This window comes from Krasilnikovia cinnamomea, from assembly GCF_004217545.1.
GTDB lineage: Bacteria > Actinomycetota > Actinomycetes > Mycobacteriales > Micromonosporaceae > Actinoplanes > Actinoplanes cinnamomeus.
Map to the genome: position 1 here is coordinate 4,442,304 of NZ_SHKY01000001.1, position 15,493 is coordinate 4,457,796.

A 15,493-nucleotide genomic window follows, 5' to 3' on the forward strand; every position below is an offset into this window, starting at 1 on the left:
TGCAAGTGCGGCCCGCCAGGTTTCGGCGGGCCGCACTTGGCTATTTCTGCAATTCATCTGCCGGAACGGTTGCACAGACCGCAGATCAATGCGCTCAACGAACCTCGACGGTGTCGGAAAGGCCCGTCTTGTCTTTGAAGCTCGCGGGCGCGTTCCATTTCTGTAGATCGCTGCCGTCGCAGACGGCGACCTTGACCTTGGCCGTGCCGTCCCCATGGGTGTCGGGGCTCGCCACGGTCAGGTCAGTGGGCGTGAGGCAATTGCCGTCGACGTCGACGATGGTGTACCTGGTCTTGTCGACGCCCGTGGCGCCGTACACGATCCATTTCAGGCTGGCGTCGGTCAGCGTGCCTGTCGCGGCGCACGACACCGTGGTCACGTACTTGGTCGCGACGGTGGAGCGTGGGCTGCGCAGGCAGACGCCGGGGCTGCCGCTGCCGGTCGTGCGGATGCGGTCCACTGTCGGGTTCACCGCGGAGGTCGACGGCGCCGGAGTGGTCCACCGCTGGTTCCAGGACACGCTGCCGTCCGGCGCCTGCTTGCAGTACCACGCGATCATGTACGACATGTTGACGTCATGGTTCGTGACGTCGAGGCAGCGGCTGAACTGCTGATAGTTCACCAGTTGGTTGGTGGGAACCAGCCCCGTCACCGGGTCCAGCTCCGCCATGCCGGCGCCCACCTTGGCCTCCGGCCGGAACACGCGTTGGTTGGCTCCGCCGCCACAGGAGCCGAGGACGATCGGATCGCCGGCCTTGCCGGCGGTCTTCAGGTTCAGGCAGGTGCTATCCAGATTGACGCCGTCCGTGGTGCCGCGGAAGTTGGAGCTGTTGTCCAGACTCCACTGCTGGCGCGGATTGCGGCCCAGGCAGGGCTGGAACTTCACTGCGTCGCCCGATTTCCGGGCCGGACTCACCGGCGCGTCGAGGCACAGGCCGTCCGGTGCCGTCGACGACTCCGAACCGGCGAGTTTGATGTTGAGCTCCCGGGTGTACTGGAATCGCTGCATAGGGCCGCGATCCTGCGCGGAGCCCGGCACCACGTTTGCCGGGGTGCAGTTCTCCATCTTGACCGCCGCGCCCACCGCCGGGATCGGATTGATCAGCGTGCCACCGGAGTCCAGGCACAGCCCCGGACTCGTGGGCTGGTCGAGGCGGATGGCGCCGCCGACGACCTTCGCGTCCGATGTCTTGAACGTGTACGTCGACCGGAACGTGCGCGTGTCCTTCCCACCCTGCACGAGCGGCGCCCCAGGAACGTTACTGCCGATCACCGTGAAGGTGGCGGCGGCCGGGATCTTGGTCAGCGGGCAGGCCAGCGGGCCGCTCAAGGCGCCGGTCTCCGGATCCTGCGCCTGGTAGTAGACGATCTTCACCTGGTACGGCACGTAGTAGTTCGGGTTCCCGGAGGCGTCTACCGGATTCACTGGATTCAGTGTCTTCGGCCCGTCGACCGAGCACGGCAGGGCGTCGAGGAAACCCGCGTCGTCGCCATCTTTGGCCGCGCGGACCTGGGCGAGTGCCACATCCAGGCCGGTCTGAGCGACGTCCAGGGTCTCCGTCTCCCGGGTGACATTGCGGTTTTCGTCGGCCTGACGCACCACGTATGGCACCATCGCGGCGCTCCCGGCCAGGGCCACCGTCGTCAGGAGAATGGCCAAGGGCATCGAACCGCGATCGGCGTCCCCGCTGCGCGGCGCTTTCCAGGGTACGTACCTCATGTCGGGTTTTCCGTTTCGCATTTCTTGCTGTTGGTAACGGTTTCTGTGCTTGCCGTGATGGTGTTCGCCGCGGTGTAGGTCGTGTCCGTCGAGGCGACCATGTCCTCCTTCGAGCCCGCACGCGCCAACCGCACCGTCAGCCGGATCCGTAGCAGGTCGGCGTTCGCTGTGGTGGTGGTGGAACCGGCGAAGACGGGGGTGGAACTTCGTGGTTTGAACTCGAACGGTTCACCGGTCGGGTAGGCGGTGTCGATGTTGGAAGCCAACGTCCGCCAACCAGTGGCAGTAGTGGTGGGTTTGCCCTGTTCCCACTTGTTGGATTGGAGAATCCCTCTACCGTCCCGGCCGTTTGCCGGCTGCGCGTCCAGGTGGACACGTAGCCGCACGCAGTAGAGCGTGACCGTCTGGGACGGGACCCCGCCCACGACCTTGGCCTGCGGCAGGGCGAAGTTGATGTACCTCGCTTCGGCGACCGGGTAAGCGTTGCCGACCCAGGACGCGTAGCGCACCTGCTCAGTCAGGCGCTGGGTCGCGATGTTCAGCTGCGACTGGCCCACGGCCTGGGTCTCCGTCGCGGAGTTGACGCGGAACACCTGCACCATGCCGCTGGTGGCGACAGCCATGACGATGGACATGAGGCCCATCGCGATCAGCATCTCGATGAGAGTGATGCCCGCGTCGTCGCGCCGCGGCCGCAGCGCGCGGGACAGCCGGCGCATCATCGCACTGTCCAGATGAACATCGTGACGGCTGTACGTTTCGACTGGGTCGTCACGGTGAGCGTGACCACGGAGGTGCCCTTGGTCGTGGGCTTGCCGGATATGACTCCGGCGCTCGTCATCGTCAGACCGGTGGGCAGATTTCTGGCGGTCCACGTCTGCCCGCTGGAGTCGCCCACGGCCGTGGCAGTCAGCGAGACCGAGGTGTTCACCGCGGTGTCCTGGTCCGGGGACGCCGCGCTCGGCGTGGTGATCTCCATGTCACTGGACGTTCGGCTGCTGACGGTCAGGACGAGCGTCGCCGAGCCTGTGACGCCGCGGCTGTCGGTGACGCGCACCGTCGTGATGTACCGGGTGCCGGTGGTCGGGGTGCCGGTCACCTCCCCGGTGGCCGGGTTGATCGACAAGCCGGGCGGCAGGTCGGTCGCCGCCCAGGTGTAGGGCGCCGTGCCACCGGAGGTGGTCATGGTGAATGGGGTGATCGGGGTGTCGATGGTCAGCGGCGGCGAGGTCGGGCCGCTCACCGGCAGCGGGGCCGCGATGGTCCACTTGAACGTCACGGTCGCCGTCTTGCCGTTCGCGTCGGTGACCTCGACCTTGACGTCGGTGGCGTCCTGCACCGCGGTCGGGGTGCCGGAGATGACTCCGGAGTTCGGCGTCAGGCCGAGCGGCAGGCCGGTGATGGTCAAGTTGAGGGGTGCCTTTCCGTCGGTTGCCGAGATGGCCAACGTCACGGGAGTTCCCAGCATGGTCACCTGGTCGGCGGGCTTCACGAGCTTCGGCGGGCCGATGACCGTCAAAGTGAAGGTGATGCTCTTCGACACCGCGGGGAGCGACTTGTCGGTTGCGGTCACGGTGATGGTCCTCGCTGGGGTCGGCGCGGTCGGGGTGCCGACGATCGCGCCGGAGGACGACAGCGTCAGGCCGGCCGGCAGAGGGGCGGAGGTGGAGGACAGGGCCCAGGTCAGTGGCGACATCCCGCCACGGCTGACGATCCGGAGGTTGACGACGTCGCCGACGTACACCTCCTGGTTCGCCAGCGCGTCCAGCGTGAGCGGCTTGGGGTTGGCCGCGAAGCTCGCGTCTTCCTTGGCACTGATCAGCGTCGATGTCACGAATTCACAGACGGGCACGGCCGACGAAGGGTCCCCCGGTTTCGCGGGCTTGCGGCAGCCGGGCGCGTCCCAGGTCACCGACACGATGACCCGGACGTACTCGACGGCATTGGCGGCGAGCGTGGGCGGCGTGGGGGTGCAGGTCGACACCGCGCTGGCGCCTCCGCCGGACCACTGCTGCCAGCATTGGCCCACGAACCATCGCTGGTAGTACTTCACACCGTTGCGGCTCGCCTCGACCGGAGTGGCGGGCACGGTCAGGGTCGTCGCGCCCACCGACGGGGAGAAGACCCACGTGGCGTTCAGTTCGGCGGCCAGCTTGGTTGACCTCCCGCACGGGATTGTGTTGCCGGACACGGTGCAGGTGGGGGACGGATCCACCGTCCAGTGCCCTTGGCTGGCCGCAGGGGCCGGCGCCCGCCCGTTCGTCAAGTCATCGGGCTTCACCGCACGGACCCGCTCGACGGCGTCGACGGCGATCAGCTTCGCGGACTGCTCGGTCCGCAGCCGGTTGGTCAGGATGACGGACTGGACCAGGAACGGGGCGGTCGCGGACATCACCATGCCGATCACCGAGAGCGCTACCAGCACTTCGACGAGCGTGAAGCCCCGGTCACCGGAGGACGGCGACGTCGGACGGCCTGACCACTGGCGCACGAGAAACGCCCGCAACCGTGTGCTGGCGCGTGCTCGACCGGCGGACATACCGCTCCCTTCTGGTGGACGCGGGGCCGCGCGCCGGCCCGACATTCCACGCGACCTCATCGACCGGCCGGGCGCGAAGGTGAGAGTTTTTGGTTGTCGCCTCGTGGCAGGTCGGTTGCCGGCGCACTGGTGCCACGAACCGGCGCGTACGCATCAGGGCCTGTTGTCACGGTGAGTAGGCTGACGGTATGACCTATGCGGTCCCGCCGACACGCACCGCAGCCGTGGTGCGTCAGCTCCGTAACGAGATCATCTCGGGGGAGCTGCCGCCCGGCACCCTCGTCAAGGACGCCGAACTCGCGGCTCGACTCGGGGTGAGCATCACCCCGGTCCGGGAGGCGATCGCCCAGCTCTCCGTCGAGGGCCTGATCGACATAGCCCCGAACCGCACTCGACACGTCACCAAGGTCACCCAGAAGAACGCGCTGGAGCTCATCGACGTGATGAGCGTGCTGGCCTGCGCGGGCTTCGAGTGGGGCGTGGAGAACCTGACCTCGACCCACATCGACCTGATGCGCCAGCGCCAGAAGGAGTTCGTCGAGGGCCTGCGTGCCGGCAACACCCTGGCGGCGGGCGCGGCCGGCGCCGACTTCAGCACGATCGTGATCCTGGCCAGCGGGAACCGGGAACTGCAGTCGATGGTCGACCTGGTGGTGGCGCGGACTCTGCGGATTCTCGCGATGGGCGCCGAGAGCGAGCTGTGGACCACCTGGATCCGCGGGCACGACGCGATCCTGGAGCTGCTCGACTGCGGGGACCGGCGCGGCGCGGTGGAACGTTACCGGCAGATCTACGTCGAGTACCGGGCTCAGGTGGAGAGCCACCTGTTCGACGTGGGCTGACGGTTTCCCGCCAGCCCAGTCTCACCGCCGGGTGCTCACTTGGTGGGGGCCGGCGTCGCGCCACCCTTGGAGGACGTGACGAATGCCTTCAGGGTGAGGTTGAGCGTCGCCGTGACGGTGGTGGACGAGCCATCGTTTGAACTGCCGGATGAGGTCACGCTCGCCGAGTCGATGAGCAATGCCCGCGGCTGGGTGTTCTGCAGCCGCTTGAGGAACGTGCTGAGGTCCGCGGGGCTGCCCGAGGCGGTCAAGGTGATCGGCAGGGCGCCGACGTCGCCCGCGCCGGCGACCGGCGCGGGGTCGGCCACGGTGAGACCGCTGACCGTGACGTTCATCGTGTCCCCGGACCGCTGGAGCTCACGCAGGAAGTCCGGCACCCCCGAATCGGACGTGAGCGCGGCCTGGTACGTCTCAAGCTTCTTCCGGTACTCCGGCAGTCTTGCCTTCTGCTCCTCCAGCTCGCCATTCCTCTTGCGCAACTGGGTCAGCTGCGTCTGCGTGTCACCGGCCTCGTCGTGGAGCTGGCCGGCCTCGGCGTAGGTGGGACTGATCAGCAGGAACCAGCTGGCGATGGTCAACAGCGCGATTAGAAGGACTCCGCCGAGCAGCCAGATCCGGTCGACGTGACGGGCGCTCATCAGTTGCCTCCGGTGCTCTTGCAGGCGGTGGTGAACCGGCCGCACTTTGCCGTTCCGCTGATCTGGGCCGTGAGACTGAACTGCACGCTGTTGCCGCTCGTGGCCACGTTGGTGACGAAGGGGTTCACGACGTTCGGAACCTTGCCGAGCGCGTCGGCATACCGCGCGACCGCGTTCTTGTCCTTGGCGGTGCCAGTGATCTCCAGGCCACCCATGGTGACGGAGGTGCTGGTCGCTGCCTGCGCGGTCGTGCCCTTCGCCGGAGCGTCGTCGAGTCTGGCGGTGATGCCGGTGACGACCACTTCGGTCGCGGTGGCGGTGTCCCGCAGGCTGTCGACGAGCGTGGCGTAGGGGAGGTCGGTGGCCATCACGGTCTTGAGCTGACCCGCGATGGTGTCGGCCTCCTGCTGAACGCTGACGACCTCGCGGTACTCGTTCTGTTTCCGCTTCTGAGCGGCGACCTGATCCTGGACCTCGGTCAGTTCCCGCTCGGCAATGCTCGTCTCGTTGCGGGCGTACATGTACCAGCCACCCAGGAGGAGGGCCACAACGACCACGGCACCGACCACGGCGCTGCGGGCGCGCCGGGCGCGGCGGGCCGCGACGACCTCGTCCGGCAGCAGATTCGCGGCGACCGCGAGCAGGCCGGTGGCCCGCATCGGGGAGGTCTGCGGGTCAACGGGCATCAGGGTGGTCGCCATCAGGCTGCCGCTCCGAGCGTCAGGCCGATCGACACCGCTGCCGACGGCACGAAAATATCGAATCCGCGCGGCTTGGCCTTGCGGGTGTCGCGCAGGCGGCCGGCGTTGTCGGCGTACATCACCGCGACGCGCAGCTGCTCCTGGACGTACTCGGCCAGCCCTGGCATGAGCGCGCTGCCACCGCTGAGCGAAACGCGGGTGACCTGCTTCTGCCGCTCGCCGGAGGCGAGGTAGGTGAACGAGCTGCGCAGCTCGTTGACCAGCGGGCGGACCGCCTCGACCACCGCGGTAGCGCTGTCCGGGCGCTCATCGCCGTGCAGCCCGAAGCGGCACTTGACGGCCTCCGCCTCGGTGGCGTCGATGCCGAGCCGCTCGGCGATGGTCCGGGTGATCTCGGCGCCGCCACGCGGCACGGTACGCACGAACAGCGGCTCGCCGTCCGCGTGCACGACCACGGTGGTCACCTGGGCGCCGATGTCCACGAGCGCCTCGACCTGCGTGTCGAGTCGCGAGGAGGCCCGCAGCAGCGCGAACGAGGCCAGGTCGACACTCTTGACCCGCAGTCCGGCCTTCTCCACCGCCTGTACGGCGGTGAGCACCGCGTCCTTGGGTACGGCGATGAGCAGCCCACGAACGGTCGGGTTGTCGCCCGGCTCCTCGAGCGGGTAGAAGTCCAGCAGCGACTTCTCCACCGCCAGGGGCAGCATGTCCTGCACCTGGAACGGCAGCGACTTGCGCATCTCCTTGGCCGGCAGGTTGGACACCGACACCTCGCGGACCACGAGCTGCGGGTTGGTCACGCCGAGCACGACCTGCTTGGTGTCGAACTTGCAGGCCGCCCAGAGCTGCTTGACCGCTGCGGTGACCGCGAGCGGGTCCTGCACGACCCCGGCCTGCACCGCGCCCTCGGGCAGCGGGATCTGGCCGAAGTTGGTGAGCGTGTGTTCCTCCTTGCCGCGACGTACCTCCACGGCTCGGATGGACGACGAGCCGATGTCCAGCCCGATCGGATTTACGCCAGCCATCGGTTTCCTTCCTTCGCTCAGAAACTTCGCTCAGGCCACGGGGCTGAGCAGGGACGTGTACCAGTGGGCGATCGGCGCGGCCGCGAAGACCGCGAGGAACGCGCCGGCAAGCATGTAGGGACCGAACGGGATGCGGGTCTTGCGGTTGGCCAGCCGCGTGACCATCAGCGCCGCGCCGACGATCCCGCCGAGCAGGAACCCGGCGAACGCGCCGACCGCGACGGAGCTCCAGCCCAGCCAGCCCAGGTAGAAGCCGAGCAGCGGGGCGAGCTTGACGTCGCCGAAGCCCATGCCGCGCGGGATCGCGGCGAGCAGACGGTAGAAGGCGTAGAGGACCAGGGCGGCAACCAGGCCGCGCAGGCCGGCGGTCCAACTGTGTTCCGCGATCATGGCGGGCGCGAGCAGGACCAGCGCGACGCCGTACGAGGGCAGGACGATCTGGTCGGGCAGGCGCAGCACGTCCAGGTCGATGGCGGCCAGGGCGACCGCGACGGCGGCCAGGTACAGGTACGCGGGCAACTCCCAGGACCAGCCGAAGCGCGCCGCGACGGCGACGAACAGGGCTGCGGTGCCCGCCTCGACGAGCGGGTACCGGGCGCTGATCGGTGCCTGGCAGTCGGCGCACCGGCCGCGTAGCAGCAGCCAGCCGAGCACCGGCACGTTGTGCCGGTGGCGCACCATCGCACTGCAGTGCGGGCAGTGCGATCCGGGGCGGATCAGCGACTCGCCGCGTGGCACGCGGTGGATGACCACGTTGAGGAACGAACCCACCGCCAGGCCGAGCAGGCCGACGATGCTGAGCAGCACGGGCTGCGGCACGGTTGACCTCCTTGTTCCGTGAGGGGTGGGTGAGAGTCCGGGTGGCGGTGCCGGCGGCACCGCCACCCGAGCGAGATGACGACCCTGCGAATCAGGCGCAGGTGGCGAGGCTCGCGATGGTGCCGCTAACGGCCTTGACGGAACCGCCGTCCTTGCTCTTGTAGACGTACCACTTGCTACCGCCGTTGTTGGTCGCGCAGACCGTGTAGGTGCCGGCGTCGGGGCCTGTGCCCTTGACGTAGCCGAGCTTGGTTCCGTCCGACAGCGTGATCTTCCCGGTGGTGGTGCCGCCGGTAGCAAGGGAGACTTCGAGAGTGCCCTTGGTGCCGTCGCTGTTGTCTTCCGACTTGGTGTCCGGGTAGTTGTTGCTGTTGTCGGTGTAGAACTGCTCGATCGCGCTGACCGCGCCGCGAACATCGGACTGGGCGGCCTTGTCGGCCGCGCCCTTGCGGTAGTTCAGGTAGACCGGGACGGCGATCGCGACCAGCACGCCGATGATGACCACGACGACCAGGAGCTCGATGAGCGTGAAGCCCTCGTCGCCCTTCGCGGCGCGCATCCGCTTCATGATGTCTCGCATTTGGGGGTTGCCTCCGTGCAATGGGGTGGGTGGTGGTAGGGCAGTGGTTGCGGGCTGGGGGCCCGCAACCCGAGCTCCAGAGCGTCAGCCGCTCTGGATGTTCTGGTAGATGGTGAACATCGGAAGATAGAGACAGATCACCATTCCACCGACCACGGCTCCCATGACGAGAACCATGATGGGCTCGATCGCGGCGGTCAGCGATTCGGCTGCGCTGTCGACCTCCCGGTCGTAAAAGTCGGCAACCTTGTCGAGCATCTGACTGATCTGACCGCTTTCTTCTCCGACCTCGATCATTTGGGTGACCATCTCGGGGAAGATCTTGTGCAGGCGCAACGCGGTGGACATCGGCTGACCGTCGCGTACGGCGGCCTGCACGTCGCGCATGGCGACGTTGATGACCTCGTTGCCCGAGGTCTCGCCGACCACGGCGAGCGCCTGCATGACCGGCACGCCGACGTCCAGCAGCATGCCCAGGTTGCGGGAGAACCGGCTCATGGCGAGCTTGCGGAACAACGAACCGAACACCGGCAGGCGCAGCTTGAACCTGTCCACCTTGAGCCGGACGTCTTCGCGCGTGCGTATCAGGTGCTTCAGGGTCAGCGTGCCGCCGATGGTGACGACCAGGAACAGCGGCGCGATCCACGGCATGTTGTGGCTGAGATCCACCAGGACCTGCGTGATCGCCGGCAGTTCGCCGCCGAGGTTCTTGAACATCCCCTCGAAGATCGGCACGATGAACTTCAGCACCGCGCCGATCATCACGAACGTGAACGCGAGCACGATCGCGGGATACGTCATCGCGCTCTTGATCTTGCCGCGGAGGGCGGTGTCCTTCTCCATGATGACCGCGATCTGCTCCAGGGCGCGGTCGATCATACCGCCGGCCTCACCCGCACGGACCATCGCGACCATGAGGCGGGGGAAGGCCTTGTCGTGCTTGGCCATCGCCGCCGACAGCGACACGCCGCCCGCGACGTCGGCCCGTACCTCGCCGACTGCCTTCTTCAGCGCCGGTGCGCTGGTCTGCTCCTCCAGGATGGACAGCGACCTCAGCAGTGACATGCCGGACGCGGTCATCGTGGCGAACTGCCTGGCGAAGACAGCGAGGTCCTTGAGCTTGATCCGGTTACCGAAGCCCGGAATGCTCAGCTCCTTGCTGAGGCCCTGACCGGCCTGGGTCATCTCGAGCGGCGTTTCGCCGCGCTGGCGCAGCAGGTTCGAGGCGGCCACCTCGTTGGCCGCCTCGACCGTGCCCTTGGTCTTGCGGCCGCTCGCGTCGATGCCGCTGTACTGGAAGGTTTTCGTCGCCGCCATGCGGTCACATCCGTCCGATGAGTCGCTTGAGCTCTTCCGCGGAGTGGCAGATCTCCATCGCGGCGTCCAGCGTCACCAGGCCCTCGCGGACCCGGTCCGCCAGGTGCTGGTCGAACGCCAACATGCCGTCGTTCGCGCCGGACTGCATGAACGACGGGATCTGGTGGGACTTGCCTTCGCGGATGAGGCTGCGGATCGCGGGGGTCGCGGTGAGGATTTCGCAGACCACCACTCGTCCCTTACCGTCGGCCTTCGGCGCGAGGGCCTGAGTGACCACGCCCTGGAGGCTGGCCGCGAGCTGGGCGCGGATCTGCAGCTGCTGGTGCGGGGGGAAGATGTCGATGACACGGTCGATCGTCTGCGTGGCGCTCTGCGTGTGCAGGGTCGCGAGGACGAGGTGACCGGTCTCGGCGGCGGTCAGCGCGGTGGATGTGGTCTCCAGGTCGCGCAGCTCACCGACGAGGATGATGTCGGGGTCCTGCCGCAGGGCGTGTTTGAGCGCGCTCGCGAAGGTCTCCGTGTCGGCGCCGACCTCGCGCTGGTTCACCACGCAGCGCTTGTGCGGGTGCAGGAACTCGATCGGGTCCTCGATGGTGATGATGTGCGCGGACCGGCTGCGGTTGGCCAGGTCCAGCACCGAGGCCAGGGTCGTGGTCTTGCCGGAACCGGTCGGGCCGGTGACCAGGACCAGACCACGCGGCAGGTACGCCAGGCGCGACACCGAGTCGGGCATGCCCAGCTCGTCCAGTGGCTTGATCTTGTGCGGGATGGCCCGGAACACGCAGCCGAACGAGTTGCGCTGCACGTAGATGTTGCCGCGGAAGCGGGAGACGCCGACGATGCTGTGCGCGAAGTCCAGTTCCTTCTCGCGCAGGAAGGTGTCCCACTGCTTCGGGGTGAGCGCGGCGCGGGCCAGCAGGGCGGTGTCCGCGGAGTTGAGCTTGCCGTACCCGGGCAGGGGGCGCAGGCCGCCGTCCACGCGGATCATGGGGGGTGAGCCGACCGTCAGGTGCAGGTCGGAGCCGCGCGATTCGACGAGCATGCGGAGCATCTGGTCGAGCACGGCCAGGTCGCCGGAGCCGTCGTAGGCCGGTTCGGCCGGCGCCTCGTAGGGGGCGGCGCTCTGGTCGAGCGTGTGCATAGCGCGGTACCGACAATCTCTGCGGGGGGACTGACGCCCACACATTCGGCACGGCTGTGGGCCGCTTTAGAGCCCTTAAAGACCGAATTGAGTGCAGTGCGGCACCGATCCACGGTTTGAATGCGCAGGGTGATTACGCTGCAACGTTTCGTGGCGGGCGAGGGTCAGATCGCGACGCGCATGACCTCGCGGACGGAGGTCAAGCCGCCGGCCGCCTTGGCTAGACCGTCCGCGCGCAGGTCGTACATGCCCTGAGCGACGGCGACCTCGCGGATCTCGCCCGCCGAGGCGCGGCGAATGGTCAGCGACTCGATCTCCGGAGAGACCGGCATCACCTCGTGCAGCGCGATCCGGCCCCGGTAGCCCGTGTTGGCGCAGTTGCGGCAGCCCACCGGCCGGTACAGCGCCTCCGGCACGGCCAGATCCTGGTACGGCCACCGGGCCGCCTCCAGTTCCTCGGCCTCCGGGGCGTACGCCTCCTTGCACCAGTCGCACAGCCGCCGGCCCAGCCGCTGGGCCAGGACCGCGTCCAGCGACGAGCCCACGAGGAACGGCTCGATGCCCATCTCCGTGAGTCGGGTCACCGCGCCCGGGGCGTCGTTGGTGTGCAGCGTGGAGAGAACGAGGTGGCCGGTTAGCGACGCCTCGACCGCGATCTGCGCGGTGTGGCTGTCCCGGATCTCACCGATCAGCACGACGTCCGGGTCGGTACGCAGGATCGCGGGCAGCACCGCCGCGAACGTCAGGCCGGCCTTGGCGTTCACCTGGACCTGGTTGATGCCGCGCAGCCGGTACTCGACCGGGTCCTCCACCGTGATCACGTTGATCTCCGGCTTGCTGATCCGGCCCAGCGTCGCGTACAGCGTGGTGGACTTGCCGGAACCGGTCGGGCCGGTGACCAGCACCATGCCGTGCGGCTTGGTGAACGACGCGGCGAACCGGTCGAGGTTGTGCTGGGTGAAGCCCAGCTTGTTCATGTCCAGGTCGATGCCGCCGGTGTCGAGCACCCGGAGCACGATCTTCTCGCCCCATACCGTCGGCAGGGTCGCGGTACGCAGGTCGACCGTGCGGTCGCGGATCAGGGCCGTGATGCGGCCGTTCTGCGGGATCCGCTTCTCGGTGATGTCGACGCCCGACATGATCTTGATGCGGGAGGTGAGTGCGGCCATAACGCCGCGCGGGACCGTGTCCACCTCGTGCAGCACGCCGTCGATGCGGTAGCGCACCCGCATCTCGTCCTCGGTGGGCTCCAGGTGCAGGTCGGAGGCGCGGTTCTGGACGGCCTGCTCGATCAGGTTGTTGACGTAGCGCACGATCGGCGCGTCTTCCTGGCTGGTCGCCTGCGCGGTCATGCCCGCCGAGTCGTCCAGCGCTTCGTCGCTGAAGTCACCCAGGTCGCTGGCCTCGCGCTGGAGGCGCTCGATGATCCGGCGGACCTCGCTGCGCTGCACCAGCACGCACCGTACGTTCATGCCGGTGGCGGCGCGCACGTCGTCCATGGCCACGATGTCGCCGGGGTCGGTGACGCCGACGGTCAGCTCGTCGCCGTTGATCATCAGGCCGAGTACGCGGTGACGAAGCACCACCGGCAGCGGGATGCGCTTGAGCGCGGCCGGGTCGGGGGAGAAGCCGACCAGGTCGAGGGTCTTGAGGCCGAAGGAAGCCGCGGCGGCCTCCGTCAGCTGCTCCTCGGTGACGACCTGGTCGTTGATGAGGACCGCGCGGACGGACCGGCCGCTGCGCTGCGCCTCCTCCGCCGCGGCGTCGACCGCGTGCGGATCGACACCGATCTGCTTCAGCGCGTCGAGCAGCGGTCGGAAGGTCTGGTCCATGTCATCCTCGTCGACGGAAACGAAGCCGGTGTACGTCTGTCCCATCGGACACCGGTGCGCCGAACTGAGCAGCGCTCCCACCATCCGGCTGCGGTGGGCGTCACGTCCCGCTCTGGGCCTTCTGTTCGGTTCGCCCGGGCCGGTTCTGCCCGGATCGGATGCCGGGCGCCTCAAGCCGGCCGCCTCAGCGCCGATCTCATCGCTGTGATGAGACCGCGCGGGCTGTTCCTGCTGTCGTGAGTGGCGTCGGGGCGTTTCTGCTGCGCCACCGGCGGTGGTTGGCCGGGCTGCTGGCGGCGCTGGTCGGGCTGCTGAACCAGCGACTGCCGTGGGATCTGGAGGATTTCTCCGACCTGGGGCTGGCGGTCTTGACCGGCCGGTTCGACGAGGCCTATGCGGGGCCGTGGACCCAGGCCGGGCCGCTGCAACTGGTGCTCAGTCCACTGCTGTTTCTCGGCGCGCACGATGGGATCCCTCCTGCGCTGCCGCGGATCATCGTGGCTGTTGCGCTCACGCTGGGGGCGATCGCGGCGGGTCGGGGCCAGCCGGTGCGAGAGGTGGCGGCCGCGATCCTGGCGCTGTTGTGGTTGACCGGTCCGGTTCCGTGGGATGGGCATCCGGTCGAGGTGGCGATGCCGATCCTCTGGGCGTACGCAATGGTGCTGAGCGGCAAAGGCCGGTGGCTGGCCGCAGCCTTCGCGCTCGGCGTCTCCGTCTGGATCGCACCTGTTGCGGTGCTGGGGTTCGGGTGTCTGCTCGGGGTGACCGGGCTGAGAGGAGCCGTGCGTACCGCGGTCACCGCTGCCGGGATCGCTGTGCTGGGCTACCTGCCGTTCGTGCTGAGCGGAGAGTTCGGGATGTTCGGGCACGTGTGGCCGGTCGGCGCCGGAACCCTGCCCGAACTGCTCGGAATGCATGAGGTGACTTGGACAGCGCGGCTCGGTCAGGCTGTCGTGGTGGGAGGCGGGTGTGCTCTCGTCGCGTACCTGTTGCGGGGACGGCTGGTGGTGGTCGCGGCCGCACCGCTGGCGGCGGCACTGCTGCGGGTGATCACCGACCCCATGTCGTTCGACTACTACTGGCTGCCGGTGTCGGTCGGCACCGTTCTGCTGGTGGCTTTGATGCCCGATGACCTCCCGACGTGGCGGCAGGTGTTGCTGGCGGTGGTCGGATACGCGGCGGTAGTGGGGGCTGCGATCGGCCCGGCGCCGTTGGTTGCGCTGGTATGCCTGGTCGGATATCTGGTGGCCGGGGTGCCATTTGGCGGGGCGACCAGATCCTCTGACCCTCGAACCGTCGTAGGCAACTCCCTCGGGCCACCGGACTACGGTGACCCACTGATTCGCGCTGGCTTGTCGCCGCGGAAGGTCTTGCGGTAGGTCGACGGGGCCACCCCGATGGCCGCGTGCAGGTGCTGGCGCAGGGCGCTCGCGCTGCCCAGACCGCAGCGCCGCGCCACCGCGTCGACGGCCAGGTCGGTGGACTCCAGCAGCAGCCGGGCGTGCGCCACCCGCTGCTGCAACAGCCACCGGGCCGGGCTCAGCCCGGTCTCGGCCCGGAACCGCCGGGTGAAGGTGCGCACGCTCATCCGGGCGTGCGCGGCCATCTCCTCCAGGGTCACCGGTTCGGCCAGCCGGTCCAGTGCCCACGTCCGGGTCGGCTCCGTGCCGGTTCCGGCGGTCGCGGGGACCGGCCGTTCGATGTACTGGGCCTGGCCGCCGTCTCGCCACGGCGGGACCACGCAGCGGCGGGCCGCGGCGTTCGCCATCTCGCTGCCGTGATCACTGCGGACGAGGTGCAGGCACAGGTCGATGCCCGCGCCCACCCCCGCCGAGGTGAGCACGTCACCGTCGTCCATGAAGAGCACGTCGAAGTCCCAGCGGACCCGTGGGTAGAGCCCGCGCAGCCGCCGTGCCCACGCCCAGTGGCTGGCGGCGGGGCGGCCGTCCAGCAGGCCCGAGGCGGCGAGGACGGACGCCCCGGTGCAGATGGACACGATCCGGGCGCCGCGCGCGTGCGCCGCCCGCAGGGCCTCGGCCACCGCGGGGGTGACCGTGCCGTCGGTCACCGGGCTGCCGTCGCCCACCCCGGGCACGATCACGGTGTCGGCCGTCGCCAGCGCGGACAGGTCGTGATCCGGCCACACCGCGAAGCCTGCGGTGCTGCGCACCGGGCGGCCGCCGTCGGTGCAGACCGTCACCGCGTACCGGCGGCTGCCGTCGGGGTCGCGGGCGGCGTGGAAGACCTGGGTGGGTACGCCGAGATCGAACGCCACCACGTGATCGAGGGCCAGGACGGCGATCGCATGCGTCATGGCTCGATTCTTGCGCATGATGGCC

Annotated in this window: 14 protein-coding genes; 2 read left to right on the forward strand and 12 right to left on the reverse strand. The window is 68.6% G+C overall.

Translation table 11 applies throughout. The features are described 5' to 3' along the window. Positions 1 to 94: 94 nt before the first annotated feature. Genes EV385_RS20215 through EV385_RS20225 form a run of 3 tightly spaced genes read right to left on the reverse strand, consistent with a single transcriptional unit; the run spans position 95 to position 4,319 of the window. Complete coding sequence (locus EV385_RS20215) at positions 95 to 1,720, reverse strand: RICIN domain-containing protein (RefSeq protein WP_165449535.1); 1,626 nt, start codon at positions 1,718 to 1,720, stop codon at positions 95 to 97. Next, complete coding sequence (locus EV385_RS20220; RefSeq protein ID WP_165449536.1) at positions 1,717 to 2,439, reverse strand: prepilin-type N-terminal cleavage/methylation domain-containing protein; 723 nt, start codon at positions 2,437 to 2,439, stop codon at positions 1,717 to 1,719. The genes EV385_RS20215 and EV385_RS20220 overlap by 4 nt, the downstream gene beginning before the upstream one ends. Then, the gene (locus EV385_RS20225; RefSeq protein WP_130510877.1) at positions 2,439 to 4,319 is read right to left on the reverse strand and encodes a putative Ig domain-containing protein; all 1,881 of its coding nucleotides are present in this window, start codon (positions 4,317 to 4,319) and stop codon (positions 2,439 to 2,441) included. The genes EV385_RS20220 and EV385_RS20225 overlap by 1 nt, the downstream gene beginning before the upstream one ends. 128 nt (positions 4,320 to 4,447) lie before the next feature. Between EV385_RS20225 and EV385_RS20230 the strand changes: the two genes are divergently transcribed. Beyond that, entirely contained in the window at positions 4,448 to 5,101 is a 654-nt protein-coding gene (locus EV385_RS20230) for a GntR family transcriptional regulator (protein ID WP_130510878.1), read from the forward strand. 35 nt (positions 5,102 to 5,136) lie between these two features. Here EV385_RS20230 and pilO read toward each other — a convergent pair whose 3' ends face one another. The 8 genes from pilO to EV385_RS20270 form a co-directional block, all read right to left on the reverse strand. Next, positions 5,137 to 5,739: a type 4a pilus biogenesis protein PilO gene (gene pilO, locus EV385_RS20235; RefSeq protein ID WP_130510879.1), complete on the reverse strand. Its 603-nt coding sequence runs from the start codon at positions 5,737 to 5,739 to the stop codon at positions 5,137 to 5,139. Further along, positions 5,739 to 6,440: a PilN domain-containing protein gene (locus EV385_RS20240; RefSeq protein ID WP_130510880.1), complete on the reverse strand. Its 702-nt coding sequence runs from the start codon at positions 6,438 to 6,440 to the stop codon at positions 5,739 to 5,741. Before EV385_RS20240 ends, pilO begins: the two co-directional genes overlap by 1 nt. Beyond that, on the reverse strand, positions 6,440 to 7,465 hold the full coding sequence (gene pilM / locus EV385_RS20245; RefSeq protein ID WP_130510881.1) for a type IV pilus assembly protein PilM: 1,026 nt from the start codon (positions 7,463 to 7,465) through the stop codon (positions 6,440 to 6,442). Before pilM ends, EV385_RS20240 begins: the two co-directional genes overlap by 1 nt. A 30-nt stretch (positions 7,466 to 7,495) precedes the next feature. Next, positions 7,496 to 8,284, reverse strand: a complete 789-nt coding sequence (locus tag EV385_RS20250) for a prepilin peptidase (RefSeq protein WP_130510882.1) — start codon at positions 8,282 to 8,284, stop codon at positions 7,496 to 7,498. Positions 8,285 to 8,375: 91 nt separating this feature from the next. After that, positions 8,376 to 8,864, reverse strand: a complete 489-nt coding sequence (locus tag EV385_RS20255; protein ID WP_130510883.1) for a type II secretion system protein — start codon at positions 8,862 to 8,864, stop codon at positions 8,376 to 8,378. An 84-nt stretch (positions 8,865 to 8,948) separates the two neighbouring features. Beyond that, entirely contained in the window at positions 8,949 to 10,181 is a 1,233-nt protein-coding gene (locus tag EV385_RS20260) for a type II secretion system F family protein (RefSeq protein ID WP_130510884.1), read from the reverse strand. 4 nt (positions 10,182 to 10,185) lie between these two features. Continuing rightward, the gene (locus tag EV385_RS20265) at positions 10,186 to 11,322 is read right to left on the reverse strand and encodes a type IV pilus twitching motility protein PilT (protein WP_130510885.1); all 1,137 of its coding nucleotides are present in this window, start codon (positions 11,320 to 11,322) and stop codon (positions 10,186 to 10,188) included. A gap of 164 nt (positions 11,323 to 11,486) precedes the next feature. Beyond that, on the reverse strand, positions 11,487 to 13,199 hold the full coding sequence (locus tag EV385_RS20270; protein WP_242624971.1) for a GspE/PulE family protein: 1,713 nt from the start codon (positions 13,197 to 13,199) through the stop codon (positions 11,487 to 11,489). A gap of 191 nt (positions 13,200 to 13,390) precedes the next feature. On the opposite strand from EV385_RS20270, the gene EV385_RS20275 reads away from it, so the two are divergent. After that, positions 13,391 to 14,533, forward strand: a complete 1,143-nt coding sequence (locus EV385_RS20275) for a hypothetical protein (RefSeq protein WP_165449538.1) — start codon at positions 13,391 to 13,393, stop codon at positions 14,531 to 14,533. Here the strand turns inward: EV385_RS20275 and EV385_RS20280 are convergent. Next, complete coding sequence (locus EV385_RS20280; RefSeq protein WP_130510887.1) at positions 14,479 to 15,486, reverse strand: GlxA family transcriptional regulator; 1,008 nt, start codon at positions 15,484 to 15,486, stop codon at positions 14,479 to 14,481. The genes EV385_RS20275 and EV385_RS20280 overlap by 55 nt on opposite strands. Positions 15,487 to 15,493 lie beyond the last annotated feature (7 nt).

Bases quoted from the DNA above. Each gene is read 5' to 3' on its own strand.
- EV385_RS20215 (WP_165449535.1), bottom strand. From the start codon at position 1,720: ATGAGGTACGTACCCTGGAAAGCGCCGCGCAGCGGGGACGCCGATCGC.
- EV385_RS20220 (WP_165449536.1), bottom strand. From the start codon at position 2,439: ATGCGCCGGCTGTCCCGCGCGCTGCGGCCGCGGCGCGACGACGCGGGC.
- EV385_RS20225 (WP_130510877.1), bottom strand. From the start codon at position 4,319: ATGAGGTCGCGTGGAATGTCGGGCCGGCGCGCGGCCCCGCGTCCACCA.
- EV385_RS20230 (WP_130510878.1), top strand. From the start codon at position 4,448: ATGACCTATGCGGTCCCGCCGACACGCACCGCAGCCGTGGTGCGTCAG.
- pilO (WP_130510879.1), bottom strand. From the start codon at position 5,739: ATGAGCGCCCGTCACGTCGACCGGATCTGGCTGCTCGGCGGAGTCCTT.
- EV385_RS20240 (WP_130510880.1), bottom strand. From the start codon at position 6,440: ATGGCGACCACCCTGATGCCCGTTGACCCGCAGACCTCCCCGATGCGG.
- pilM (WP_130510881.1), bottom strand. From the start codon at position 7,465: ATGGCTGGCGTAAATCCGATCGGGCTGGACATCGGCTCGTCGTCCATC.
- EV385_RS20255 (WP_130510883.1), bottom strand. From the start codon at position 8,864: ATGCGAGACATCATGAAGCGGATGCGCGCCGCGAAGGGCGACGAGGGC.
- EV385_RS20260 (WP_130510884.1), bottom strand. From the start codon at position 10,181: ATGGCGGCGACGAAAACCTTCCAGTACAGCGGCATCGACGCGAGCGGC.
- EV385_RS20265 (WP_130510885.1), bottom strand. From the start codon at position 11,322: ATGCACACGCTCGACCAGAGCGCCGCCCCCTACGAGGCGCCGGCCGAA.
- EV385_RS20270 (WP_242624971.1), bottom strand. From the start codon at position 13,199: ATGGGACAGACGTACACCGGCTTCGTTTCCGTCGACGAGGATGACATG.
- EV385_RS20280 (WP_130510887.1), bottom strand. From the start codon at position 15,486: ATGCGCAAGAATCGAGCCATGACGCATGCGATCGCCGTCCTGGCCCTC.